This window comes from Massilia sp. LMS1-1-1.1, from assembly GCF_040815535.1.
Classification (GTDB): Bacteria; Pseudomonadota; Gammaproteobacteria; order Burkholderiales; family Burkholderiaceae_D; genus Janthinobacterium; species Janthinobacterium aestuarii.
Genome location: NZ_JBFPNG010000001.1, coordinates 505,107 through 529,094 on the forward strand (window position 1 = coordinate 505,107; position 23,988 = coordinate 529,094).

General features: G+C 63.9%; 19 protein-coding genes. 7 read left to right on the forward strand and 12 right to left on the reverse strand.

What is annotated here, in order from left to right; translation table 11 throughout:
- The first annotated feature begins 132 nt into the window (after window positions 1-132).
- Window positions 133-1,107, forward strand: coding sequence for a thymidylate synthase (locus tag MRBLMS1_RS02360; protein ID WP_485877564.1), 975 nt, complete (start codon window positions 133-135; stop codon window positions 1,105-1,107).
- The gene (locus MRBLMS1_RS02365) at window positions 1,107-2,150 is read left to right on the forward strand and encodes an SMI1/KNR4 family protein (RefSeq protein WP_485877566.1); all 1,044 of its coding nucleotides are present in this window, start codon (window positions 1,107-1,109) and stop codon (window positions 2,148-2,150) included. Before MRBLMS1_RS02360 ends, MRBLMS1_RS02365 begins: the two co-directional genes overlap by 1 nt.
- Here MRBLMS1_RS02365 and MRBLMS1_RS02370 read toward each other — a convergent pair.
- The 4 genes from MRBLMS1_RS02370 to MRBLMS1_RS02385 all read right to left on the reverse strand — a co-directional run bounded on the left by MRBLMS1_RS02370 (window position 2,147) and on the right by MRBLMS1_RS02385 (window position 7,839).
- Window positions 2,147-4,417 (reverse strand): TonB-dependent receptor domain-containing protein, encoded by a 2,271-nt coding sequence (locus MRBLMS1_RS02370; RefSeq protein WP_485877568.1) that lies wholly within the window; start codon window positions 4,415-4,417, stop codon window positions 2,147-2,149. The two genes, MRBLMS1_RS02365 and MRBLMS1_RS02370, sit on opposite strands and share 4 nt — an antisense overlap.
- A 181-nt stretch (window positions 4,418-4,598) precedes the next feature.
- Entirely contained in the window at window positions 4,599-5,924 is a 1,326-nt protein-coding gene (locus tag MRBLMS1_RS02375; RefSeq protein ID WP_485877570.1) for a VWA domain-containing protein, read from the reverse strand.
- A gap of 9 nt (window positions 5,925-5,933) precedes the next feature.
- Window positions 5,934-7,187 (reverse strand): TerD family protein, encoded by a 1,254-nt coding sequence (locus MRBLMS1_RS02380; RefSeq protein WP_485877572.1) that lies wholly within the window; start codon window positions 7,185-7,187, stop codon window positions 5,934-5,936.
- Window positions 7,188-7,263: 76 nt separating this feature from the next.
- On the reverse strand, window positions 7,264-7,839 hold the full coding sequence (locus tag MRBLMS1_RS02385) for a TerD family protein (RefSeq protein WP_128142912.1): 576 nt from the start codon (window positions 7,837-7,839) through the stop codon (window positions 7,264-7,266).
- Window positions 7,840-8,071: 232 nt separating this feature from the next.
- On the opposite strand from MRBLMS1_RS02385, the gene MRBLMS1_RS02390 reads away from it, so the two are divergent.
- From MRBLMS1_RS02390 to MRBLMS1_RS02405, 4 genes are all read left to right on the forward strand, one after another.
- Entirely contained in the window at window positions 8,072-8,836 is a 765-nt protein-coding gene (locus MRBLMS1_RS02390) for an alpha/beta fold hydrolase (protein WP_485877574.1), read from the forward strand.
- A gap of 8 nt (window positions 8,837-8,844) precedes the next feature.
- On the forward strand, window positions 8,845-9,330 hold the full coding sequence (locus tag MRBLMS1_RS02395) for a dihydrofolate reductase (protein WP_485877576.1): 486 nt from the start codon (window positions 8,845-8,847) through the stop codon (window positions 9,328-9,330).
- Between the two features lie 237 nt (window positions 9,331-9,567).
- Window positions 9,568-11,832, forward strand: coding sequence for an arginine/lysine/ornithine decarboxylase (locus tag MRBLMS1_RS02400; RefSeq protein WP_034755510.1), 2,265 nt, complete (start codon window positions 9,568-9,570; stop codon window positions 11,830-11,832).
- Between the two features lie 250 nt (window positions 11,833-12,082).
- Entirely contained in the window at window positions 12,083-13,480 is a 1,398-nt protein-coding gene (locus MRBLMS1_RS02405) for a sigma-54-dependent transcriptional regulator (protein WP_485877578.1), read from the forward strand.
- 6 nt (window positions 13,481-13,486) lie between these two features.
- On the opposite strand, the gene MRBLMS1_RS02410 is transcribed toward MRBLMS1_RS02405, so the two are convergent.
- The 8 genes from MRBLMS1_RS02410 to MRBLMS1_RS02445 all read right to left on the reverse strand — a co-directional run bounded on the left by MRBLMS1_RS02410 (window position 13,487) and on the right by MRBLMS1_RS02445 (window position 21,777).
- Window positions 13,487-14,215, reverse strand: coding sequence for an amidohydrolase family protein (locus tag MRBLMS1_RS02410; RefSeq protein WP_485877580.1), 729 nt, complete (start codon window positions 14,213-14,215; stop codon window positions 13,487-13,489).
- A gap of 9 nt (window positions 14,216-14,224) precedes the next feature.
- Window positions 14,225-14,875, reverse strand: coding sequence for a hypothetical protein (locus tag MRBLMS1_RS02415; protein WP_485877581.1), 651 nt, complete (start codon window positions 14,873-14,875; stop codon window positions 14,225-14,227).
- A 37-nt stretch (window positions 14,876-14,912) separates the two neighbouring features.
- Entirely contained in the window at window positions 14,913-15,830 is a 918-nt protein-coding gene (locus MRBLMS1_RS02420; RefSeq protein WP_485877583.1) for a GIY-YIG nuclease family protein, read from the reverse strand.
- Window positions 15,814-16,842, reverse strand: a complete 1,029-nt coding sequence (locus MRBLMS1_RS02425) for an aminotransferase class I/II-fold pyridoxal phosphate-dependent enzyme (protein WP_485877585.1) — start codon at window positions 16,840-16,842, stop codon at window positions 15,814-15,816. The genes MRBLMS1_RS02420 and MRBLMS1_RS02425 overlap by 17 nt, the downstream gene beginning before the upstream one ends.
- Before the next feature lie 20 nt (window positions 16,843-16,862).
- Window positions 16,863-19,025 carry a hypothetical protein gene (locus tag MRBLMS1_RS02430; protein WP_485877587.1) on the reverse strand — a complete coding sequence of 721 codons (2,163 nt, stop codon included), beginning with the start codon at window positions 19,023-19,025 and terminating at the stop codon, window positions 16,863-16,865.
- A gap of 10 nt (window positions 19,026-19,035) precedes the next feature.
- Window positions 19,036-20,391 carry a hypothetical protein gene (locus tag MRBLMS1_RS02435; RefSeq protein ID WP_485877589.1) on the reverse strand — a complete coding sequence of 452 codons (1,356 nt, stop codon included), beginning with the start codon at window positions 20,389-20,391 and terminating at the stop codon, window positions 19,036-19,038.
- A 4-nt stretch (window positions 20,392-20,395) separates the two neighbouring features.
- The gene (locus tag MRBLMS1_RS02440; protein ID WP_485877591.1) at window positions 20,396-21,136 is read right to left on the reverse strand and encodes a hypothetical protein; all 741 of its coding nucleotides are present in this window, start codon (window positions 21,134-21,136) and stop codon (window positions 20,396-20,398) included.
- 74 nt (window positions 21,137-21,210) lie between these two features.
- Window positions 21,211-21,777, reverse strand: coding sequence for a hypothetical protein (locus MRBLMS1_RS02445; RefSeq protein WP_485877593.1), 567 nt, complete (start codon window positions 21,775-21,777; stop codon window positions 21,211-21,213).
- Window positions 21,778-22,407: 630 nt separating this feature from the next.
- Here MRBLMS1_RS02445 and MRBLMS1_RS02450 point away from each other — a divergent pair.
- Window positions 22,408-23,988, forward strand: coding sequence for a DUF1800 domain-containing protein (locus tag MRBLMS1_RS02450; protein WP_485877595.1), 1,581 nt, complete (start codon window positions 22,408-22,410; stop codon window positions 23,986-23,988).

Sequence of the window (23,988 nt, forward strand, 5' to 3'; positions counted from 1 at the left end):
ATTTCTTTAAGGACACACAAATTACCACAGAGTCATGTTTGCAGGTAAGACAGCAGCGTAATTATGTGTGCGGGTCGCAGACCGCCTGTCGCGCCTGCGTTACAATCACCATCCTTACCGTTGGAGAAATACATGCAGCAATATCAAGATTTGATCAAGACCGTGCTCGAAACGGGCAGCTGGCAAGACAACCGCACGGGCATCCGCACCCTGAGCGTGCCGGGCGCCATGATGCGTTTCGACTTGGCCAACGGCAACTTCCCTGCCGTGACGACCAAGAAACTGGCTTTCAAATCCGTGATCGGCGAATTGTGCGCCTTCCTGCGCGCCTCGCGCAACGCGGCCGAGTTCCGCGCGCTGGGCTGCAAGGTGTGGGACCAGAACGCCAATGAAAATGCGCAATGGCTGGCCAACCCCTACCGCGAAGGCGAGGATGACCTCGGTCCCGTGTACGGCGTGCAATGGCGCCAGTGGCCCGCCTATAAACTGCTGGCCGCCGACCAGCCCGCGCAAATCGCCGACGCGCAAGCGAACGGTTTTACCTTGATCGCCCCCATCGTCGAAGACGGCGTGCAAAAAGTGCTGCTGTACAAGGCCGTCGACCAGTTGCGCGAGTGCCTGGACACCATCATGACGAACCCGGGCAGCCGGCGCATCCTGTTCCACGGCTGGAACCCGGCCGTGCTGGACGCCGTCGCCCTGCCCGCCTGCCACTTGCTGTACCAGTTCATCCCGAACGCCAGCACGCGCGAAATCTCGCTGTGCTTATATGTGCGCAGCAACGACATCGGCCTGGGCACGCCGTTCAACATCGCCGAAGGCGCAGCCCTGCTGCATCTGGTGGCGCGCCTGACGGGCTACACGCCGCGCTGGTTCACGTATTTCATCGGCGACGCGCACATCTATGAAAACCACCTCGACATGGTGGAAGAGCAACTCAAACGCACGCCCTTCCCGGCGCCCAGGTTTGTCATTTCCGAGCGCGTGCCCGACTATGCGAAAACGGGCAAGTACGAGCCGGAATGGCTGGAAAAGATCGAACCGTCCGACTTCTCGCTGGACGGCTATGAACACCACGCGCCGATCAAGGCGGCGATGGCCGTCTGATGGCGGCCGCACCGCTGGCAGCCCTGCACCGCAAGCTGTTTGACGAAACGGACGGCAGCAAGTTCGCACGGCTGAAAGAACGGCTGCTGAAAAAGCATGCCGCGGACGAGCGGCTGGCCGTGCTCGATATCCTGATGGCGTATGCGCGCGATGGGCAACTGCTGCACTGGCGCACCTTTTTAATGAGCGATATCGTGCATCTGGTGGAAGGCAGTCAACATGCGGCCTTTTTCTCTTGGGCACTGGAGCAGCCCACACTGGCGTACTGGGGCGTGGATGGCTTGCTGAAAAGTACAGGCGTGGACGCGTATGCGCCCTTGGTGGCTCTGGCAGCGTCGAGCGCCACCAGCCTGGAAGTGCGCGCCAAGGCGATCAAAAGCCTGGCCATGTTCAGCCGCCAGCCGTTTGACCAGGGTTTGCCGTCCGATCCCGGCCACTGGAAGACAGAGCAGTTGCGACTAGGCGCCGTACTGGCCTGGCAAGCGGACGGCTACCCTGACGGCGCAGGCTACAAGGCGCCCCCCACGCATTACACGCTGACCCAGCCGCTTTCGCGCCTGGAAATGGCAGCCACTTTCCTGGAACGAAAACTGGCGCTGCAGCGCCAGCGCAAACAGGACCTGGCGCAACCGTCGAACTGGCTGACGGTCGCCAGCGCCGAGGACATGGCCGAGATCGACGCGCACTGGGTATTGCCAGAGATATATCGCCGCTTCCTGGAATGGTATTCGCCGCTGCGCGTGCATGTCGACGGCAAGCGCTTCCCGCAGGGCCTGCATCTGTACGGCGCGGCCGAGCTGGTGAAGGCCCAGCACGGTTACTCCGTCCATGCCGTGCACCATCACCAAATCGCGGCCTGGGCACAGAAGCTGGTGGTGATTGCTGATGCGGGCGGCGACCCGTACTGCGTGCACCTGGACGAAAGAAGCATCGACGGCGACTTGCCCGTGTACCGCGCCGAACATGGCACTGGCGAGTGGCGCTTCGAGCTCCATACGGACGATTTCATCGACTTCCTGCACCAGATCGCGCTGGCGGCCTAGCCTGCTTCGCCTCCCGGCCCGCCCAGGCTGGGTCCGCCTGGCCCGCGTCCACCCGGCGGACCGAAGCGCGGTTCGCGCTCGCCCTCTTTCGCCGCCGACGTGGCGCCGCCCAGGCGGTACGACAGCCCCACATAAATCATGCGTCCATCGAAGCGCCGCGTGCTTGTCTCGCGCAGGGACGCGCTGTTGATGACGGTTTCCATCTTGTTGCTGCTGAATACATCGGTCACATTCATGACCAGGCTCAGCTGCGGTGTCACCGTGTGGCGCCAGCTCACATTCAGGGTATTGTTCGGCGAGCGGTAGCCCTGTCCGGACAGCGTCTTGCCTTGCATTTGCAGGGCCAGCTGCACCTGGTTGGCAGTATTGACCTGGTAATTGAGGCGCGCGCGGCCGCTCAGGGCGTTGGCCGTGCGCGTGCTGCGGTTGCCCAGGTCGTCGGAAGTGGTCTGCTGGCTGCGCGCCAGGTTGCCGCTCGTGTTCAGGGTCAACGATGGTGTCAGCTTGCCGCTGACGCTGAACTCGAGCCCGCTCGAATGGCTGCCTTCGCCGTTTTCCCGCGTGGTCAAGAGCACATTGTCGCTGATAAAGTAGCGGTAATCGACGATGGCGTCCGTGTCGCGGCGGTGGTAGGCGCGCAAGCTGCTTTCCAGGCCCGCGATCTTCGTTTCATAGCCGATCTCGAACGAATCCGTCTGCGTGGGTTTCAGCTTGGGGTTGCCGGCCGAAACATTAAACTCGTCGCGGTAGACCACGTACGGATTCAGGTCGCCCGCGTTCGGCCGGCGGATGCGGTGCGCATAGCTGAAGCGCACATTGCTCTCGTCGCTGACCTTGTAGGTGGCGAACAGGCTGGGAATGTAGTTGACGTAATTGTTGCTGGCCTCGATGCCGCTCGTGATCTGGCGCACGTTCAAGTCCGTGTATTCGGCGCGCAAGCCGGCCAGCGCGCCCCAGCGTTCGGTCAGGCGCATCTGGTAGGAGCCATACAGGGCAACAGTGCGCTCGTCGAGCTCGAAACGGTTGCTGCGCATGGGGTTGACGATTTCCGCCAGGCTGGCCGGATTGATGTCCGTATATAAAGTGTCGAAGCTGCTCTTGTTGTCGGCCACCTTGTAACCGAGCTTGGCCGTGCCGCCCGCCAGCGGGCGCTCGTAGTCGCCGCTGAAGTCGACGATGCGGTTGCCCGTTTCGCTGTGCTGGCGTGCGCGGCTGTCGAAGGTGTTGACGGGCGCCACCGCGTAGGTATTCGCGTAATCGCTGTCGCTCTCGTTGGTCGACGACGACACGCGCAAGTCGATTTTGAGGGTTTCGCCCGGCAATTCACCCTTGTGGTCGTAGCGCGCGCCCCAGCTGTAATTGCGGCTGTCGCCATTGCGCACGGTGCTGCGCACATAGTCGCCGATGGTGCTGCCCGTGCTGTCGCCATTGATGTAGCGGTCGAGCGAGCGCTGGTCGTTGCTGCGTCCGTTATACGACACGCTGGCGGCCAGGGTGTCGTTGGCGTTCAGGTTGTAATTGACGGTGCCGTGCAAGCCCAGCGAGTCGTTCAAGCCATTGTTGGTGGATTGCTGGCTGCTGGGGGCGAAAGCGCCAGTGCCGCGTTCCAGGCGCTCGCGGCTGACCTCGCCCACGGAATTGCGGCCGTCATGGCGCACATTGATGCCGCCCTGATAGCCCCACGGGCCTTCGTTGTAGGTGCCGGACACGGCACTGTTGTAGCGCCCCGCGATGCCCGCGTTCGCGTTGACGGTGGCAAAGCCGCCCGGCTTGCGGTTGCGCCGCATCACCAGGTTCAGGATGGGGCCGCCACCGGCCTCGTTGCCGAACTGGGCGCCGGGATTGTTGATCACTTCCACGGATTCGATATCGTCGGCCGCCATGGCGTTCAGGGTGGCGCCGCGCGAATCGCCCTGCAGCATGGCCGACGGTTTACCGTCGATCAATATCTGCACATTGCTGCTGCCGCGCAGGGACACGGAACCATCGGGATCGACGGCCACGGAAGGCACATTATTCAAGGCATCGGCCGCCGTGCCGTTGCTGCTGCCCACGTCGGACTTGACGTCGTAGACTTGGCGGTCGATACGGCCCGTGGGACGCTCGGCCGTCACGCTGACGGAAGGAGGCGCATCGGCAGCGGGCGCCTTGGCTGGTGCGGGCTTGACGACGGTGTCGCCGCTGGTAGGCGTGGTTTGGGCCTGGACAGCGGCGCCGGAAACGAGCAGGCTGCCGCCCGCCAGACAGTGAAAGAGGATTTTATGCATTTGCTTAAAAAATAATGGAGACGCTACGGATGAGGCACTACGCCGTGGCGTGAGGGCACAGGTGTGGGCACAGTTAAAGCATGCCACGACTCCATTACGCAAAGCAAATGCGAACCATTGTTATTTACTTCAATTTACAAATCTCTTGCACTTGTGGTCATACAGCCTCATCCGATGGCCACTACCTCAGCAAGCCATTGCCGCGCGCCAGCTTCAGCCAGCCCGGATATTCCGTCATCAACAAGTCATACAGTTCCGCATCGCTGTGCTCGTCGGGCGAGCTGACGGAAAAGTAATTGGCATTGTCGACCAGGCGCCCCTGCAATTCGTCAAGCTTTTCCAAGAAGGGGAAATCGGAATCGGCAAAGGCGGAAAGAAACTTGCTTTTCGACTTGCGTCCCTTGCCGATGCCCATGAATTGCCAGAAGATGGGTTCATTGCTGGCCCAGCGCAATTGTTTCTCCGTCGTCGCCTGGTCGCTCGTGCCGCCATCGGTGACGAACATGACGTACACGGGCAACTCGGCCGCGACGGGCCGCGTGCGCTCGCCGCCGGCCTTGTCGGGGAAATAAAACGCGCGGATCGCCTGCATGGCGGCGCCATAGCGCGTGTCGCCTTCGAGCGGATGGCGCTGTATCGCCTGGCTCACATAGGTATTGCAGTTGCTCAAGGCCATGGGCGCCGGATGGTGGACGTTCTTGCCGAACAGGAAAACATCGATCTCGCCATCGTCGTCGAACTTGCAGCCCAGGGCCAGGATGCGTTCGGCAAAGCGCTGCACCAGCCCCTCTTTATACAGCCGTCCCATGGAGCCGGAAATATCGAGGCACAGACACACCTTGGCGCGGTGATCAAGCAGCCCCACTTTTTGCAGGGACACGCCCGCCTGCTTGACGAGGCTGACCAGTTGCGGCGCTTCGCGTTCCACGCGCTTTTCCAGGTTGATCTTCGCCTGCATGACGACCGAGGCCGCTGCGGGGGCAGCCTGCTCGACTTCGCCGCCGAAGTGGCGCACCAGCGCATCGAGTCCGCCATTGAAACCTTGTCCCACGGCCATGCAGCGCCAGCCGCCATCCTTGCGGTAGATCTCTGCCAGCATGACGGCTTTTTCCTGTGCAAAATCCGCACCGGCAAACGCAAAGCGGGCCAGCTCGCGTCCGCCCGCCTGCAGGCGCACGTGGCCAGCTTGCAGCTGCGACATCACGCCGCCGCCATCGATGGACGCCGTCACGACGAGGCGGTCTATGCCGGCCGGCAAGCGCGCCAGCTGCAAGGCAAACTCGGTCGTGTCGCCGCCGCTGCCGGCACGCGCTTCCGCGCCGCCGCACGGCGTGCGCGGCTGGTTGAAAAAAGTCATGTAGCGTTCGTCGGACAGTTTGCCGGCCGCATCGAGGCCGAAGCAGGCCACGTCGAGCGCCAGCCCCTGCGCGGCCACGCCGATCTGCAGCACGCCATCGGGAACGAGATTGGCCAGCGGCAAGCGCTGTCCCTTGGACAAGGTTTCCATCAGTGTCTCCTAGGCGATGTAGCGGCGCGGATTGTCGGCATTGCAATCATCTTCGTCTTCCTTGTCCTCGCCCTTGAAGACGACGGGACCGTTGAAGGCCAGCTGCAGGTTCTCGCCCTGCCAGCTCAGCCACGGCGTCGCTTCGCTGCCCGGCTCCGACGTCTTGCCGGACGGCTCGAGGATGATGCTGTCGTTCGTGACGCGCGCCATGCCGATCACATAGGTGTAGACGGAATCATCGTCGGCCGCCTTGGACAGGCGGAAGTCGAACGCGCACTCGACGATCTGCTCGCCGTATTGCATGACCATCTTCGGCCGCATGGACGCGACCGAGACGGCACCATTGGCCACCGCCGAATACACGCTGAAGACGAGGCCCACCGTGCCGCCGTAATGCTGCGCCAGCGCGGGGTTGACTTCCACCGTTTCCGTGGCCGGCTCCTTGCCCGCCGCGCCCGCCACGTCGCCCAGGTGGCGCACGTAGGGCATGGCGTCGAAGCTGCCTGCCGTGTCCGGCGCCTGGATGAAGCGCATCTGGCCGTTTGGCAAGAGGATGCCGACACGCAAATCGAGGTCGTCGTTATCGTCATCGCCATCGCCGTTATCGACCCAGGTGGCCTTGACGGTGAGCTTGCTCGGCGCACCCGCGCCCTTTTCCAGCGACACCTTGTGCGTCTGGCCCGCCTTGGTCAGCGAAATTTTGGACAGGGAAATCTTGGGCGGCGGCGGCGGTTCTGCTTGCGCCTGCGCCACTTCGCCGCCGAAATGCGCGACCAGCGCATCGAGGCCGCCATTGAAACCCTGGCCCACGGCCATGAAGCGCCAGCCGCCGTCCTTGCGGTAAAACTCGCCCAGCATGACGGCTTTTTCTTGCGCAAAATCGGCGCCCGCATACGTGTAGCGTGCCAATTCTCTGCCGCCGTCGAGCAGCCGCAAATGGCCGCTGCCCAGCTGCGCCATGGTGGCGTCGCCATCGATGGCGGCCGTGACGACCAGGCGCTCGATGAACGCAGGCAAGCGGTCCAGCTGATAGCTGAAACCGGCCGCATCGCCGGACGGCGCCGCAGTTTCCACGCCGCCACACGGCGTACGGGGCTGGTTGAAGAAAGTCATGTAGCGGTCATCGGACAGCTTGCCGTTGGCGTCGAGGCCGAAACAGGCAAAGTCCAGCGGCACGCCGGCGCTGGCCAGACCCAGTTGCACAATATTGCTCGTGACGAGGCCGGACAGCGCCAGGCGCTGCCCCTTGATCAGGTTTTCCATGGAGTCAGGGAGAAAGATGGGAAAGACAGAACCGGGCAGCAGTGCCACCCGGTACATTTACGCAAACAACTGCTTTTTAAGCATTAATACCGAAAGAGCGGGCCAGAGGGCCCAGGCCGCCTTTGAAACCCTGGCCGATCGCCTTGAATTTCCATTCACTGCCGGCACGGTAGACTTCGCCGAAGATCATGGCCGCTTCCGTCGAGCCGTCTTCCGACAGATCGTAGCGGGCGATTTCCGCGCCGTTGTCGCCGTTCAGGCAGCGGATGTAGGCCTTGCCGACCATGCCGAAGTTCTGCTTGCGGTTTTCTGCGTCGTGGATAGTGACGGCCACGGCGATCTTGTCGATGTCGGCAGGCACGTTGGCCAGGTCGACGGCGATTTTCTCGTCATCGCCATCGCCGCCGCCCGTCGTGTTGTCGCCAGCGTGAGCGATGGAGCCGTCGGCCGACTTCAGGTTGTTGTAAAAAATGAAATCAGCATCGGAACGGGCCTTGCCATCCGTTTTCAGCAGGAAGGCGCTGCCGTCCAGGTCGAATGCGGCGCCATCGGTGGCGCGCGGGTCCCAGCCCAGGCCAATCACGATTTTCTTCAAGCCAGGAGCTTCCTTGCTCAGGTTGACATTGCCGCCTTTTTGCAAACTGATCGCCATGGTAATTCCTCTTTGTTTAATAAGGTTGGTTGCTAAGGGTTGCATTCGGTGTTACAGGTCACGTCGCCGATACGCCGGCTTGATGAGCCATGAGCCTACCATAAAGTGACTACTTGCCAGCCGCGCACTATTAAAAATAATGCCATACAGAAAATACCATGCCGCTGCCCCAATGCGCAAAATGACGGATAATGCCGCTCGACAAAAATTTTCATCATCCTTGAACCCCGGCTTGTCCTTGAACAATACCAAGATACGGCTCGACTGCATCCCCGGCACCCTGTGCGACGAGCGCCTGTGGTCGCGCCTGGCCCCTGCACTGGGCGGTGCCTTTGATCTGCGGCACGTGCCCCTGCACGAGGCGCGCACGCGCCCGCAGATGCAGGCACTGATCGCCAGCCACAGCGCGCCACGGGCCCATCTGGTGGGCTTTTCGCTGGGCGCCTATCTGGCGCTCGAGCACGCGCTGGCGCACCCGCAGCGTGTCCAGTCCCTCACTTTGATCGCCAATTCCGCCAAAGGTTTGCTGCCCGCGGAAATCGAAGCGCGCCAGCGCATCGTCGCCATGCTGGAACGCAATGCCTATGCGGGCATCACGCGCCAGCGCCTGCGCGAACTGCTGCACCCATCGCACTTGGACGATGCATCGATCACGGATCTGATCCGGCAGATGGGCCTGGACCTGGGCAAGGACGTGCTGCTGGCGCAATTCATCACCACCATAGCCCGCCCCGACCTGATGGCGCGCTTGCCGGAACTCGATTTTCCCGTGCTGATCGTGGGCGCCGAAGACGACAAGCTCGTCAGTCCCGACGACCTGCGCGCCATGGCCGCCCGCCTGCCGCAGGCCACCTTGCATCTGCTGAAAGAGAACACCGGCCACATGATTCCGCTGGAGGCGCCGGGCCCGCTGGCCGACGCCATGCGTGCGCATCTGGAGGCAGCGGGCAATTTCAACGATAATGACGGGCATCGGGCATCGCCCCCACCACTTTGACAGAACCAATGAGCCATCTGACCATCATCGTCGCCACCGACCAGCAAGGCGGCATCGGCATCGACAACACCCTGCCGTGGAAATTGCCGGAAGACATGGCGCGTTTCAAGCGCTTGACGACGGGCCATCCCGTCCTCATGGGCCGCAAGACCTTCGATTCCATCGGCCGTCCGCTGCCGAACCGCCGCAACATCGTCATCACGCGCAACCCGGACTGGCGCCATGAGGGTGTGGAAGCGGTGTCGTCGGTGGAAGCGGCCATTGCCCTGCTTGATGGCGCGGAAGGCTATGTCATCGGCGGCGCCGAGATCTACAAGCTGTCACTACCCCTGACACAGCGCTTGCTGATCACGGAAATCGGCCAGACATTCGATTGCGACGCTTTTTTCCCCGCCGTTGACCATGCCGTGTGGCAAGAGACCGCGCGCGAAGCGCATGTTTCAGAGAAATCCGGCCTGCCTTACGCCTTTGTCACGCTGGAACGCAAAGCCTGATAAGGTTGAGAATGATGGCCAGAATGTTGCTGTAATACCCCTGTCACACCCATGCGTCACGCTAGCGTACGCTTGTGATGCTTGGGGGTGATATTTTTTCCCGCAGAGGCCGCATTTCTGCGAGAATCCCGTTCTTATTTTTTTTCTGCGGCTGCCGGCTTGTATCACCGCCTGAAGTCGCGCCCTAGTCCGCCCCTTCACATCTGTCAGGGGCGGCTTGCTTTTTTGGAGACATGCATGAAATTTCGTTTCCCTATCGTCATCATTGACGAGGATTTCCGTTCTGAAAATACGTCCGGCCTGGGCATTCGCGCCCTTGCCGCCGCAATGGAAAAAGAAGGCATGGAAGTGCTGGGCGTGACCAGCTACGGCGATTTGTCGCAATTTGCCCAGCAACAATCGCGCGCGTCGGCCTTCGTGCTGTCGATCGACGATGAAGAATTCGGCGGCGGTTCCATCGAGGAAACCGATCACGCCTTGAAATCGCTGCGCGCCTTCGTCGAGGAAATCCGCTACAAGAACGCCGACATCCCCATTTATCTGTACGGCGAAACGCGCACGTCGCGCCATATCCCCAACGATATCCTGCGCGAACTGCATGGTTTCATCCACATGTTCGAAGATACGCCGGAATTCGTCGCGCGCCACATCATCCGCGAAGCGAAATCCTACCTCGACGGCCTGTCGCCGCCGTTCTTCCGCGCGCTGGTGCACTACGCCAACGACGGTTCCTACTCGTGGCACTGCCCCGGCCACTCGGGCGGCGTGGCCTTCCTGAAGTCGCCGATCGGCCAGATGTTCCACCAGTTCTTCGGTGAAAACATGCTGCGCGCCGACGTCTGCAACGCCGTCGAAGAACTGGGCCAGCTGCTCGACCATACGGGTCCTGTCGCCGCGTCCGAGCGCAATGCGGCGCGCATCTTCAATGCCGATCATTGCTATTTCGTCACCAACGGCACGTCGACCTCGAACAAGATGGTGTGGCACTCGACCGTGGCACCAGGCGACATCGTCGTCGTCGACCGCAATTGCCACAAGTCGATCCTGCATTCGATCATCATGTGCGGCGCGATTCCCGTGTTCCTCATGCCGACGCGCAATCACCTGGGCATCATCGGCCCTATCCCGCTGCATGAATTCACGCCGGAAAGCATTGCCCGCAAGATCGAAGCGAACCCGTTCGCGCGCGAAGCGAAGAACAAGAAGCCGCGCATCCTGACCATCACCCAATCGACCTACGATGGCGTGATCTACAACGTGGAAACCCTGCGCGAAATGCTGGACGGCAAGATCGACACCCTGCACTTCGACGAAGCGTGGCTGCCGCACGCCACCTTCCACGATTTCTACAAGAATATGCACGCCATCGGCAAGGACCGTCCGCGCGCCAAGGAATCGATGATCTTCTCGACCCAGTCGACGCACAAATTGCTGGCCGGCCTGTCGCAGGCCTCGCAAATCCTCGTGCGCGAATCGGACACGGTCAAGCTGGACCAGGACGCCTTCAACGAGGCTTACCTGATGCACACCTCGACGTCGCCGCAGTATTCCATCATCGCCTCGTGCGACGTGGCCGCGGCCATGATGGAAGCGCCGGGCGGCACGGCCCTGGTGGAAGAATCGATCATGGAAGCGCTCGATTTCCGCCGCGCCATGAAGAAGATCGACCAGGAGTGGGGCCAGGACTGGTGGTTCCAGGTCTGGGGTCCGTCCAGCTTCAACGACGAAGGCATGGGCCAGCAGGAAGACTGGATGATACGCGCCGAGGATGACTGGCACGGCTTCGGCGACCTCGCTCCCGGCTTCAACATGCTCGATCCGATCAAGGCGACCATCGTCAACCCGGGCCTGTCGCTGGACGGCCAGTTCGGCGACACGGGCATCCCCGCGTCCATCGTCACCAAATACCTGGCCGAGCACGGCGTCATCATTGAAAAATGCGGCCTGTACTCGTTCTTCATCATGTTTACCATCGGCATCACCAAGGGCCGCTGGAATACCCTGCTGACCGCGTTGCAGCAGTTCAAGGACGACTACGACAAGAACCAGCCGATGTGGCGCATCCTGCCGGAATTCGCGGCGGCCAACCCACGCTACGAAAAAATGGGCTTGCGCGACCTGTGCCAGCAGATCCACGATTTCTACAAGGCCTACGACGTGGCGCGTCTGACGACGGAAATGTATCTGTCGGACATGATCCCGGCCATGAAGCCGTCGGACGCGTTCGCCAAGATGGCGCACCGCGAAATCGAGCGCGTGGCCATCGACGAACTGGAAGGCCGCATCACGTCCATCCTGCTGACGCCGTATCCACCGGGCATTCCGCTCCTGATCCCGGGCGAGCGCTTCAACAAGACCATCGTCGACTACCTGCGCTTCGCGCGCGACTTCAACGAGCGCTTCCCAGGCTTCGAGACGGATGTGCATGGATTGGTGAAACGCGAAGTCGATGGCAAGCGCGGATATTTTGTTGATTGCGTCAAGTTGGACGAGAACGTCTAAAAATCGTCCATGGCGGCGTTGCATTGCCTAGCCGTACTATTCGTACTGTCTTCGGCAATGCGCCTTGCCCTGAACGTTTTTAGCCATTCTTGTGAAGTTCGTTAAAAACAGTTAATGCGACTTAGCGCCGCCTGATGCAGATCAGGCGGCGTTTTTCATTGCGGCCTACCGCGCACGCTTGTGCCAGATCAAACGGCTGGGGTATCGGGCTTCTAAGATGGGCCACTCGTGCCCTCGTGATGGCTGGCATATGACGCTCAAGGTGTGGCTGGAAATCGTGCAGCAGGCGGCGGCTGGCAGTGGCGCCTTGCTGATGACGGCCTTGAAGCAGGCTCAGGTAACTGTAGCCCGGCGGCACGATGGCGAGGAGGATGGCGCGGGCATCGTCCTGTTTGCCGAGGCCAATGCCGCGCTGCTGCAAGCGCTGCCTGCGCTGTGCCGCCATGCCTCCGTGATGGCCATTGCCGCCTGCGGCCAGCCCACCAGTTGCGCGCAAAAGCGTGCCCTGATGGCGGCCGGCGCGCTCGATGTGCTGCTGTGGCCGGCGGGCAGCATCGATGCGGGCCAGGTGCTGGCGCGCCTGCAGCGCTGGCAGGCCGTGGCGCAGTTGCTGGCGTCCAGCGCCGTGCGCCAGCAGCTGGTGGGCGAGAGCGCGGCCTGGACCGCGCTGCTGCACCAGGTGGTGGAAATGGCCGCCTTCAGCCAGGCGTCGATGCTGATCACGGGCGAGACGGGCACGGGCAAGGATTTACTGGCGCAACTGATCCACCGCCTGGGCAACTGCAGTGGCGACTTCACCATTCTCGACTGCACCACCTTGTCGCCGGACCTCGCTGGCAGCGAACTGTTCGGCCATGAACGGGGCGCTTTTACGGGCGCGGCGGCCGCGCGCGATGGCGCTTTCGCCCTGGCCGACGGCGGCGTACTGTTTCTCGACGAAGTGGGCGAACTGCCGCTGCCGCTGCAGGCACAGCTGCTGCGCGCCATCCAGGAACGCAAATACAAGCGCGTGGGTGGCAATACCTGGCAACCGACCCAGTTTCGCCTCGTTTGCGCCACCAACCGCGAACTGGAATACGAGGTGGCGCGCGGCGCCTTCCGCGCCGACCTGTATTACCGCATCGCCGGCTGGCGTTGCCAGACGCCCCCCCTGCGCGAGCGCCAGGACGATATCCTGCCGCTGGCCCGGCATTTCCTCGCCGAACTGGCGCAGCAACAGCCGCCTGCGCTGGACACGGCCGTGCGCGAATACCTGCTGCTGCGCGACTATCCGGGCAATGTGCGTGAACTGCGCCAGACCGTCACCCGCATCTGGCACCGCCATTGCGGCCCCGGCCCCATCACCATCGGCGCCCTGCCGCCCGACGAACGGCTGCTGGCGCCGCTCTGGCCCGACCAGCATTTCGAAGCGGCCGTGCGGCGGGCCCTGGCCCAGGGTTGCAAGCTGTCGCACATCACGCGCTGCGCCACCGACGTGGCCATCCGCCTCGTGCTGGCCGAGGAACACGGCAACAACCAGCGCGCCGCCGCCCGCCTGGGCATAACCGACCGCGCCCTGCAGATACGCCGCAAGACGGCCGCCTGCGAGGAGCAAGCCGCTACTGCCGCGACTATTGCCACTGCCGCGACACCGCCAGCCGCCCTTTGATCTGCCTCACGCCAGCCGCGCCAGCCGCAATAAATTGCCGCCCGTGATCAGCGCCGCATCGGCTGGCGGCAAGCCCAGCAAATGAATCTTGTGCAATTCCAGTCCCGGATGCAGCCACGGACCATCCGAGCCAAACAGGACCTTGTGCGGCCCCGCCCGGCGCACGGCCTGCTGCAGCAAGTCGAAGCGGCGCACGCCCGAGCTGTCCGTATGGATGTTCGGATGCCGCACAAGGTGGTCGATCAGCGCCAGCTGCGCCGCCCAGTCGTCGCCAAAGCTGCCCAGGTGGGGCAAAATGAAATTGACGTCGGGATACTGCTGCGCCAGCAATTCGGCCACGGCCACCTCACCGGCCGGGTCGTACAGCACGGGCAAGCCGAAAAAGCGCGCCGCCTCGCACAGTTCGCCGCTGATGCGCGCGTCAAGCCGGTGCGCCTTGATGCCGACAAAACCATAACGCTCGACGGCCGTGCGCACCAGGTCCTGGATGCGGCCCCGGTCGCGCCGCGCATGCACGAAGGCAAAGCCGTAAAAGCGCTGCGGATCTGAGGCGACCAGGCGCGCCACGCCATGGTTGGCGATGGCGTAATCGGAGTGGAAGGTGGCGAACAGCACGCTGCGGGCGATACCGGCCGTCTGGGCGCGGCGCAAGTAGGCCTGCAGCGGCGCATCGCTGTCCCACGGCCCGCTCAAGCCGTCGCCCGGTCCCGCATGGCAGTGGCAATCGATGATCATCGTGCCACACTATTGCCAGTCGCCCATGACGACGATGCGGTTGCCGCGCCGGCGCCAGCGTCCGCTTTCCTCTTCCTGCTGCGGCGCAGGCGAGCGGAAGTGCGGCAATTGCTGGTGCAGGGCCCGCGTCAGCGCGCTTTCCACGGCGCGCGTGCTGCCATCGCCGTCACCAGCCAGGCGCGCCGCCTGTCCCGCGATGCGCACGAAGCGGCGCGCCAGTTCCAGTTCACGATCGGCCGGTGCTGCGCTCTCCATTTCCAGCTCCAGCGCATTGCTGGCCGCGCGCCCCAGGGCCGAACCGAGCGCCGTGCCCACGCCCGGTATCGGGATCATCGAACCGAGGGCGCCGCCGACAAAGGGCAAGGCCGTCTTGGCCACGGCCTTCAAGGCGCCGCCCAGCGGCTTGGCCACCTTGGCGATGGTAGCGCCCACTTTCTTGACGCCCTTCCACACGCTTTTGAAGACATTGCCGAGAAACTGCTCGAGTTCCTCCTCGCTGGCCACTTCCAGCAATTCCATGGCCAGTTGCAGTTCTTCCTCTTCGCTGAAGACGGCCGGCGCGCGGCCCTTGCCCGGCCACTCCCGGCCGAATTCCAGCACTTCAAACGCGGCGCCTGCCCGCTGCCGGCATTGCCCGCATTCACATTCGAGTTGGTGCATGATGCTCTCCTTCGCAGTCGTCAAGGTACAGTCGTCGTCAGCCCCACATTTCGCCCAGCACGGCCATTTCCAGTTCGCGCCGCTGGTTCGTCAACACGCCGCGCCGGTGGGTAAACATGTCGCTGTGGATACCCTTTTCCAGAATGCGCCGCTGTGCGGCCGACGATAGCGGCGCCACATAGACGTCATGTGCGCTCATGTCGATGCCCATCATCTTGCCGCACAGATGGTGCTGTTTCAGGCGCCGCCGCAAATCATCGGTCTGGCCGCTGTAGGCGCGCCGGCCATCCTTGGTGTCGAACTCGATCACATACAGGCCCGGCCCCGTGGCGTTCGCATCGTTGACGGCCTGCGGAATCGCTCCCACCGCCTGGTAGCGCAAGGCGGCCGCGCCCGGCACGCGGCCCAGGGTGGACGCCAGGATGGGCGGCACTTCGCCCTGCATCTGGCCGTCATCCTGGTCCGGGTCCTGATCTTGTCCCTGATCCTGCCCCTGGCCTTGGTCTTGATACCGGCCCGTGTCCTGATACGGCGCCGGCTCCTGCTGGCCGCCGAACACGGGATACGGCGCCGGATAAATGGTGGGATAGATGGCGCCATAGCCGCCCCAGCCCCGGTAGCGCGGCGGATACGGCAGGGGAGGCGGCGGATAGCGGGGTGGCCGGCGCCCCTGGCCCTGGTAGCGTGGCGGCGCGGGACGGCGCGGGCCCCGCAGCGGCGGCCTTGCGCGCAGACCGCCACCGCGCATGGCGCCGCGTCCACCTCCCGGGCGCGCACGCTCGCCTTCCCATTCGCTCTCCCATTCACTTTCCCATTCACCTTCCCACTCGCCCTCGTCCTCCCCTTCTTGCGTCCCTTCTTGCAACCACTGCTGCGACCATTCCCCCAGCCACTCCTGCTCGCCGGCCCCTCCCGCCTGCCCCGCAAAGGGCAGCATTTCAAACGCTTCGTTCATATCGCCTCCTCGTATGATGTTCAAGCAACTCCATCGCCTGTTCCAGTTGCCGGGGCGTCTGGTCGGCCCGCAGCAGAAACGTCAGCGCGCCGTGACCTTCCCCCGCTTGCGCCAGCGCCAGCACGCCCGCCTCGCGCAAGGCTGGCTGCAAATGGGCGCGCCCGGGCAGGCGCTGCACGGGGAAGCTGCCGCCCCGGCAAGCGATGCCGGCCGCCGCCATTCCCGCCCGCCATTGCACCACCCTGTCCGCCAGCCTGGCCCGCAAGGTGTCGCCATGGCGCGCATTGAGCGCCAGCGCCCGCCACGCCGCCGCCAGCACGGCCGCCGAGGGCGGACTGGCATGCACGCGCGTCTGGCTGTGCGCCGCAAAGCGCCGCAGCAGCTTGCGGCTGCCTGCCAGCACGGCCAGCGGCACGCCAAATCCCTTGGCCAGCGAGGCGCCGATGATCAGCGATTCCCCATGCAAGCCATGCAGCCGCGCCGAGCCGCCCCCCTGTGTACCCGTCACGCCCAGCACCTGCGTGTCGTCGAGCAGCAGATAACCGTCGCCCTGGCGCGCCAGAGCTGCATAGCCGGCCAGCGGCAAGACCTGTTCGCTGCCCGGCACATAGCCATCGGCCAGGATCAATGGACGCCGCCCTTGCCTGCCCCAGGCCGCCACCAGCTGCCGCAGCGCCGCCATCTCGCCGCTGGGAAACACTTGCTGCGGCACGCCCAGGGCCTGCGCCCGCTCGGCGCCCCAACGCGCGATGGCGTAGCTGCCGCCATCGACGAGGATCACCAGCCGCTCGGCAGCCAGCATGCCGAACAGGTCCCAGAACAGGTGCAGGGTCGACGGCAGCACGCAGGCCGCTTCGCAGCCTTGCAGGGCAGCGAGATCCGCGGCCAGGGCCTGCGCGCCGGGCGGCTCGTGCAGCGCGGCCGGCTGGCCCAGGGTCAGGCTGCTCCACGGCGCCAGCGCGGCTGCCGGATGGCGCATGCCCAGGTACAGGGCACTGGTAAAGTCGAGCATGCACGCGCCCCGCTCCCGCCCTAGACGCTGCGCAGCTGCTGGCTCAGGCGCTGGCGCAGCAACACCGAGGGCATCGTCGCTTCGACCACCGGATCGCTGCTGTCGACGGACAGGTCGACCCCGGTGGCGGCGCGGTAGCCGTGGATATAGCCCTGCACTTGCGGGCGCCAGAAACGCGCCCAGTTGAACGCCTGGGTCGGCTCATAGATGTCGCTCCAGTTGCCGTAGCGCACAGACAGAAGCAATTGCTCGCCAAAAATGGCCAGGTTACGGAAATGCATCACGCTCGTATCCGTCCAGCCCTGCAGTTTCTTCATGGCGTCAACCCTGTCCATCCACGGTTCCGGATACGCGACCATCACGCGCGTCGGTAAAAATTCACGGAATTCGGGACGCGCCAGCATCCATTGCTGCATCAGCATCTCGATACGTGCCGTCGACGGCAAGTCGCCGAACTGGTTGTGCGCGCCCTGCGACAGGATCAGGTGGATTTCTTTCAAGGCATTGAGCACGGGGAAGGCGTCCGCCTTCACGGTGGTGTCGTCATCCTGCTTGTAGAACGAAGTCAGCAGGCGCAGCAAGTGGTGGAACGCTTCCAGGAATTTGGAGCGGCTATCGGCTGGCCGGAAGTGCTGCACTGCCTTGCCGTCCAGGCGCACACCGTAGTGATGGTCATACTCATAGTTCCGGCGCATCACGGTCAGCCGATGCTGTTCATCCTGCGTGTATCCCCACAGCAAATTATTCAGCGGACGCAGCATGTCGATTTCCGTGTTCGACAGGGGGTCGAGATGGTTGCCCGGCGCGCGCAGGTTCTGGAAGCGTTGCGCGATGGCGTTCATGGTTTGCACGAGCATGCCCTCTTCATGCCAGTACGACCAGATCAGTTCCAGCAGGCAAGGATTGGCCAGCTTTTCCTGGATGATGCCAAAGCACAGGTCCACTTCGCCTTCCTGGCCGCGCGGGATGCTGATGGGAATGTCGGGCAGCTTGCGGCGGATCACGGCCAAATAGGGCAAGGTCTGGAAGCCGTCGATATTTTCCAGGTAGTCATTGCGCAGCACGGTTTCCAGGTCGCGTCCCTGGGGGATGTCGCGCCGGTCCAGGTAGGCGTTGTCCTCGGCCGGATTGAAGGCCAGCGGCTGGTTCAGCACGCCGCAATTGACCATCACGAACGCTTCCGTCGCCACTTTCAGCACGCGGTAGGAATCGGCATCGGAAAACGGCAGCGCGCGGCGCTGCTTGAGCTGCTGGAACATCTCCGTCTTTTTGACGAAGCGTTCCTGCTCGAAGCCGCGCACGCTGGCCAGGTCGCCGCAAAACAGGCTGTCCATGAAATGCAGGTAATTGGTAAACGACATCGCCTCGGTGCTGTTGCGTATCAGAGTCCACAGCGGCAAGTCTTCCGTCGGCTCCGTTTCCGTGCGCGTCAGCGACACGCCCACATTGCCCGAGATGGGTTGCGGCTGGCGCTCTTCCGTCTCGTATTCCGCATCCAGCGCCAGCATGGCGTTCGGGCTCATGCCTTCCGGCACGGGCAAGGCGCTGCGCAATTCGGACCGCTGCGACAGCATCATCTGCCCCATGAAACGGTGCATGCCGGCGCGCCGCACTTGTGTGGTAAACGCGTTGTCCGCGCCGCGCATCGGTACCCATGGCGCGGCGGCCAGCACTTGCACCTGATCGCGCCCGTCGGCGCTTTGGTCGCCGTCAAACGCGATCGTGGCCACGGCGCGGTCGCCCACCCTGCCGAAATGGCAGTCGCTGGGATGGCAGTCGGCCGTTTCAAACGCCAGCGTCACCTGCGGGTTGAGCTGGGGCGTGAAGCACAGCACGGCGCTGCAGCCGGCCTGCACCGTCACGCACTGGGGCGCTGTGGCGGGGAAATTGCCATACACCCCCACGTAGCTGCCCGTCGCCAGGTCGGTAAACACGGTGCCGCCACGCCCATCCGTCCAGCGCACGCCCACCAGCATGGCGGGGTCGGGCACCCAGGTGGCGGCATTGAACAGATGGCAGTCAGCCTCGGCTCCCCGGTACAGGCTGATGGCGGCATTGACGACCATGGCCCCGCTGTCCTGCTCGTGCACGGTGACGGCAATGCTGCCGCCGTGGTGTTTCGGACCCGCCTGGCCCGCCCCTCTGTTCTTGCCACCCATATTGCTGCTCGTCTTGCTGCTCATGTCATTCTCCTCAATGGATAATCAAACGGGATGCCAGGGGCGGCAGCAGCCTGCCGGACTGGCGGCCATGCCGCACGACATCGGCGCACAGCTCCGACGTGTCCAGGGTGCTGCGCAGGGCCCAGTGGGTCAGCAAACGCCCCAGCAGCTCGCTTTCGTCTTCCGGGCTCAGGGTGCCGCTGGCGCGCGCCTGGCCCAGTACGGCGAAGACCAGGGTCGGCGCGGCCTGGTACATCTGCGCCGGCGCCAGGGTCCAGCTGCGAAACAGCTGCGCCAGCATGGCCGGCTGGCGTGTGCGCACGGCCATGGCTTCGGCCAGCGAGCCGCCGCGCAAGGCAGGCGGCCGGTGCTGCACCAGCAAGCCCACGAGGGCCGCCATGCTGGCCTGCAACTGCTCCAGCAGCCGCTGCCGGGCCGGCGGCAGGCCAGCCAGCGGGTAGTACGACAGCCACAGCTGCTCCAGGCGGTCCCACTGCGGATGCGGATACAGGGCCCGCCCCATGGCGCAGCTCAGGCGTACCCGCAACCATGGCACCGGGTGCGGATCGTCGATATTGAGGCGGAAGACAAACACGCGCGGCAGGCTGACCACGCCGATCAGGCCCAGGGTGGCGGCCACGCCGACCCGCGCCAGCGACCAGAAATCGGCCACGATCTCGGAAATCCACCGTTCCCACAGCTGCCACACGTGCACGGCACCGCTGCCGCCGTGCTGCATGGCTTGCAGTACGGGTCGCAAGGACGCCACCAGGTCCAGCAGCGCCGCGCCCTGGTGGCCCACCTCGTGCACGAGCGACGAGGCGATGCTGCTGCCGATCATGCGTTCGCGCGGCAGGCGGATGATGGCGACGGGATTGTCACCGCCGCCCGGCAGGCGCGTGCGTGCGCGGCGGATGGCCGCGCCCGGGCCCCGGTCCAGGTAGCAGATCACGGGCGGCGCCTGGTACACATTGCCGGGCAGCGCCAGCGCGTCGGCGGCAACGATGTCGAGGCCGGCCAGCCACACACCCGTCTTGTGCTCGCTGCGCTGCGTGATGACTTCGTTGAACAGGTCGAACTGGGTCAGCGCGGCATTGAATTTCAGGCGCAGGAAAGTGAAGCGGCGCTGTGCCTCGGCGGCCGTGGCCATGCTGGCGCCGTCGGCGTACTCGCGCCGCAGCCACCACTGGAACTGGGCCACCATGCGCCGCAAGGCGCGCCGGCCCTGCACCAGCTGGCTTTCGATGGCCGACTGGGCGCTGGGCATCAGGGCGGCCGCCAGCACCGTCGGCTCGATCAGCGCGAACGGTTCCAGCCGCGCCAGCCGCGTCAGCAACGAGCGTGCTTCCTGCGCCAGCATCCAGGCAGCGTAAGCGCCGATGGCCATGATGTCAGACGCCGTACAAGACGATTTTGTGGCCCTGGCGCGCCCAGCGTCCGCTGGACTGGCGCATGCCGCCCTGGCCTTGGCCCTGGCCGCGTCCGCCCCCCTGCGTCATGCTGCCGCCCGCGCCGGCGCCGCTGCCTCCCTGCGTGGCCACCTGGCTGCCGGGGCGTCCCAGCAAGCCGGGCGCGAACTGGCGCGCCGCCGCGCTGGCGGCCGCCTGGGCGATGGCGCGCGGGTCGCCCGCACCGCGTGCCTGCGCGGCCCGGTTGACGGTGTCGGCGGCCAGGCGCACGAACTGTTTGGCGCCCTCGAATTCGCGGTCCTCATTCGATGACGTTTCCGCTTCCAGCCCCAGCGCGTTGCCGGCGGCCGAGGCCAGGCCGCTGCCGATCTTGGCGCCCAGCGGGCCGCCAAAATAGCCGCCGATCGCGCCGCCGGCCAGGGGGATGGCTTTTTTCGCTACGCCCTTGAGCACGCCGCCGACCGCTTGTCCCACGGGCGACTTGATGATGCCGCCCGCCACCGAGGCGGCCTTGCGCAGGAAATTGCCGAGAAACTGTTCCAGCTCGGCTTCATTGCTGACCGACAGCAGTTCATTCGCCAGTTCCATTTCCTCGGTCTCGGAAAACATGGCGTTCGCGCCGCCCTCGCCGCTCCACTCGCCCTGGCCAAACTCGAACTGCTCCGCTTCAAAGCCGGACATCTCCTGCCCGTATTCCAGGGTCGTACGATCTAAGTCATGCATGATGAGCTCCTGTAAGTTAACACCTCGGTTGACACTCAGTTGACACTACAGCGCCGGACGGACTGGCCGTCCGGCTAACAATCGAGCACGACGATGTGCCCGCCCTCGCGGCGCCAGCGGCCACCGTCCGGCCCCGGCGTTTGCGCCGCCTGCCTGAGCAAGCCTGGCGCCACGCTGCGTGCCACTTGCAGCAGGGCCGTCTCCACCCGCGCCCTGGGTGCGCGCGCGTCCGTACCGCAGTCCTGCGCCAGCGCCGTATTGACGGCATCGATCAGGTGCACGACCTGGCGCGCCAGTTCGAATTCCTTGTCTTCCGGGCTCAATCCTTCCAGTTCCATGCCGAAGATGCCGGCGGCGCGCCGCTTGAGCGCCTGCGGCGAACCGCCATGCAGGGGCAGCAGGGGCGCCACCACCTTGCCCAGCAGCTGACGCAGCGGCCCTTCCAGCGGCGTGCCGCGTACTTGCTGGCCCGCCGTCGTGGCGCCCAGCTGGCGCGCCAGGAAAGCGTCGAACTGCGCCGGCGCCTGCAATTCCAGCAACTGCGCCGCCAGTGCCAGTTCATCTTCCTGCTGCAAAGGCAGCATGCCCGGCGCTTCAGGCAATTCCATTTCGGGACGATAGGCGAGCAGACGGCTGGTCATGGCAGGCTCCGGCAACAAGGAAAGGCACGCGGCCCATGCCCTGTTATTGCAAGGGCCGTGCCAGCAAGGACAAGGGAAAAGCGGCGGGTAACGGCGAACGGCGTTTCGCCGATGGCGTAAAAACCATGGTTTCCGGCGAAGCTGTTTTCGCTCTGTCCATGAGCTTTCAAACAAGCTTAATTCGATGAAATTGATTACGTCGTCTATCGACCACAAGTAGGCGTTCACGTAAAAATATTTTTCCATTTGTAAAAAATAAAGTTCCTCAAAAATACGCCAACAAGCACTCAACCTCGCTCAAAAATCCACCAACTCGAAAAATGGACAAGACGTAAATGTTCTTTTGAGCACGCACTTTCAGTAGGCAGGCAATACAATTACGAGGTCAGATTTTGATTGCCACAAAGAAACTAAATGAACCACCCTACTTTGCGCCGCTTGCTGGCTGTAACACTCCTGAGTTTGCTCACCGCCTGTGGCGGTGGCGGTGGCGGGGACAGCCCGACCGCTGCGATACAGAAACCCAATACCGCGGCGGTACCGCCCGCGGATGTGACGCCGGGCGAGCCGGCAGTTCCCGGGGAAACCGCCCCGCCGCCCCCACTGACCACGCCACCGGACGCGAAGACGATGACTTTTACGCGCCAGCAGGCGTCGCGCTTCCTGGGCCGGGCCACGTTCGGTCCGAATATGGCGGCCATCGATGCACTTGCCACCAGCGACAGCAACGCCTGGTTCAAGTACCAGTTTTCCAGGCCACAAACCTTGCATCGAAAATATCTCGATGCGAAATTTCCACCGGCGGGCACGACGGCCAGCAAAGCCTTGCCGCAGGATTTTTACGAGTCGTTCTGGCAGCAGGCCGCAGGCGGCGACGATCAGTTGCGGCAACGCACGGCGTTTGCCTTGTCGGAAATTTTCGTCATTTCCACGCAAAACGAGGCCGTGTGGCCACACGTGCGCGGTGTCGCCAGCTATTACGACATGCTGGGGCAACATGCTTTCGGTAACTTCCGCACCTTGCTGCAAGGCGTCGCCACGCATCCGATGATGGGGCTGTATCTGTCGCACCTGCGCAATCAGAAGGAATCGGCGACGCGTACCCCGGATGAGAATTTCGCCCGCGAAGTCATGCAGTTATTTACCATCGGCCTGTATCAGCTGAACGCTGACGGCAGCGTGAAATTGTCCGGCGGCAAGCCCATCGACACCTACTCGCGTGATGACGTGAGCGGCCTGGCGAAAGTGTTTACGGGCTGGAGCTGGGCCGGGCCTGACCAGGCTGCGAACCGTTTCTTTGGCAGCGTGGCCGATCCGGACCGGGACTGGAAGCCGATGCAGAATTACACCGCCTTCCATTCCACCGGTGAAAAACGTTTCTTGGGCGTCAGTATTTCAGGCGCCACCACCGGCGAAGCCGACTTGGCGCAAGCCCTTGACACCCTGTTCAACCACCCGAACACAGGGCCCTTCTTCGGCCGCCAGCTGATCCAGCGGCTCGTCACCAGCAATCCCAGCCCCGCCTATGTGGGCCGGGTAGCAGCCGCGTTTGCCAACAATGGCGCTGGCGTGCGCGGCGACATGCAGGCGGTGCTGCGCGCCGTGCTGCTAGATCCGGAGGCGCTGGCCCCGGCCGGCACGACCTTGCGCACGGGGAAATTGCGCGAACCGCTGGTACGCCTGGGTAACTGGATGCGCGCCTTTAACGCCAAGGATGCAGCCTCGCAATACCGCGTCTACTACCTGAGCGATCCGCTCACGGGCCTGGGCCAGAATCCCATGAATGCGCCATCCGTCTTCAATTATTTCCGTCCCAGCTATGTGCCGCCCAATTCGTCGCTGGCCGCCGCCAGCCTGGTGGCGCCGGAAATGCAGATTACGGCGGAACCGTCCGTCACCGGCTATCTGAACTTCATCCAGGATGCCATCAGCGGCGGGGTAGGAGAAAACGCCTCGGTGAAGGCGGATTATGCGGCCGAGCTGGCCCTGGCCGACCAGCCGGCAGCCCTGCTCGACCGCGTCGACCTGCTGCTATTGGCCGGCAGCATGTCGACCAAGCTGCGCGGCACCATCCTGTCCACCGTCAATAGCGTGCCGATTCCGGCCGCCACCGGCAGCAATGCCGCACAAGTCAACCTCGCAAGAACCTACCGCGTACGCCTGGCCATCTTCCTGTCGATGGCCTCGCCTGAATACCTGGTCCAGAAATAA

Coding starts and splice junctions, on each gene's coding strand:
- MRBLMS1_RS02445 (WP_485877593.1), bottom strand. CDS start 21,777: ATGACCAGCCGTCTGCTCGCCTATCGTCCCGAAATGGAATTGCCTGAA.
- MRBLMS1_RS02360 (WP_485877564.1), top strand. CDS start 133: ATGCAGCAATATCAAGATTTGATCAAGACCGTGCTCGAAACGGGCAGC.
- MRBLMS1_RS02375 (WP_485877570.1), bottom strand. CDS start 5,924: ATGGAAACCTTGTCCAAGGGACAGCGCTTGCCGCTGGCCAATCTCGTT.
- MRBLMS1_RS02385 (WP_128142912.1), bottom strand. CDS start 7,839: ATGGCGATCAGTTTGCAAAAAGGCGGCAATGTCAACCTGAGCAAGGAA.
- MRBLMS1_RS02415 (WP_485877581.1), bottom strand. CDS start 14,875: ATGCACCAACTCGAATGTGAATGCGGGCAATGCCGGCAGCGGGCAGGC.
- MRBLMS1_RS02440 (WP_485877591.1), bottom strand. CDS start 21,136: ATGCATGACTTAGATCGTACGACCCTGGAATACGGGCAGGAGATGTCC.
- MRBLMS1_RS02370 (WP_485877568.1), bottom strand. CDS start 4,417: ATGCATAAAATCCTCTTTCACTGTCTGGCGGGCGGCAGCCTGCTCGTT.
- MRBLMS1_RS02400 (WP_034755510.1), top strand. CDS start 9,568: ATGAAATTTCGTTTCCCTATCGTCATCATTGACGAGGATTTCCGTTCT.
- MRBLMS1_RS02395 (WP_485877576.1), top strand. CDS start 8,845: ATGAGCCATCTGACCATCATCGTCGCCACCGACCAGCAAGGCGGCATC.
- MRBLMS1_RS02365 (WP_485877566.1), top strand. CDS start 1,107: ATGGCGGCCGCACCGCTGGCAGCCCTGCACCGCAAGCTGTTTGACGAA.
- MRBLMS1_RS02425 (WP_485877585.1), bottom strand. CDS start 16,842: ATGCTCGACTTTACCAGTGCCCTGTACCTGGGCATGCGCCATCCGGCA.
- MRBLMS1_RS02450 (WP_485877595.1), top strand. CDS start 22,408: ATGACTTTTACGCGCCAGCAGGCGTCGCGCTTCCTGGGCCGGGCCACG.
- MRBLMS1_RS02420 (WP_485877583.1), bottom strand. CDS start 15,830: ATGAACGAAGCGTTTGAAATGCTGCCCTTTGCGGGGCAGGCGGGAGGG.
- MRBLMS1_RS02410 (WP_485877580.1), bottom strand. CDS start 14,215: ATGATCATCGATTGCCACTGCCATGCGGGACCGGGCGACGGCTTGAGC.
- MRBLMS1_RS02380 (WP_485877572.1), bottom strand. CDS start 7,187: ATGGAAAACCTGATCAAGGGGCAGCGCCTGGCGCTGTCCGGCCTCGTC.
- MRBLMS1_RS02435 (WP_485877589.1), bottom strand. CDS start 20,391: ATGGCCATCGGCGCTTACGCTGCCTGGATGCTGGCGCAGGAAGCACGC.
- MRBLMS1_RS02430 (WP_485877587.1), bottom strand. CDS start 19,025: ATGAGCAGCAAGACGAGCAGCAATATGGGTGGCAAGAACAGAGGGGCG.
- MRBLMS1_RS02405 (WP_485877578.1), top strand. CDS start 12,083: ATGACGCTCAAGGTGTGGCTGGAAATCGTGCAGCAGGCGGCGGCTGGC.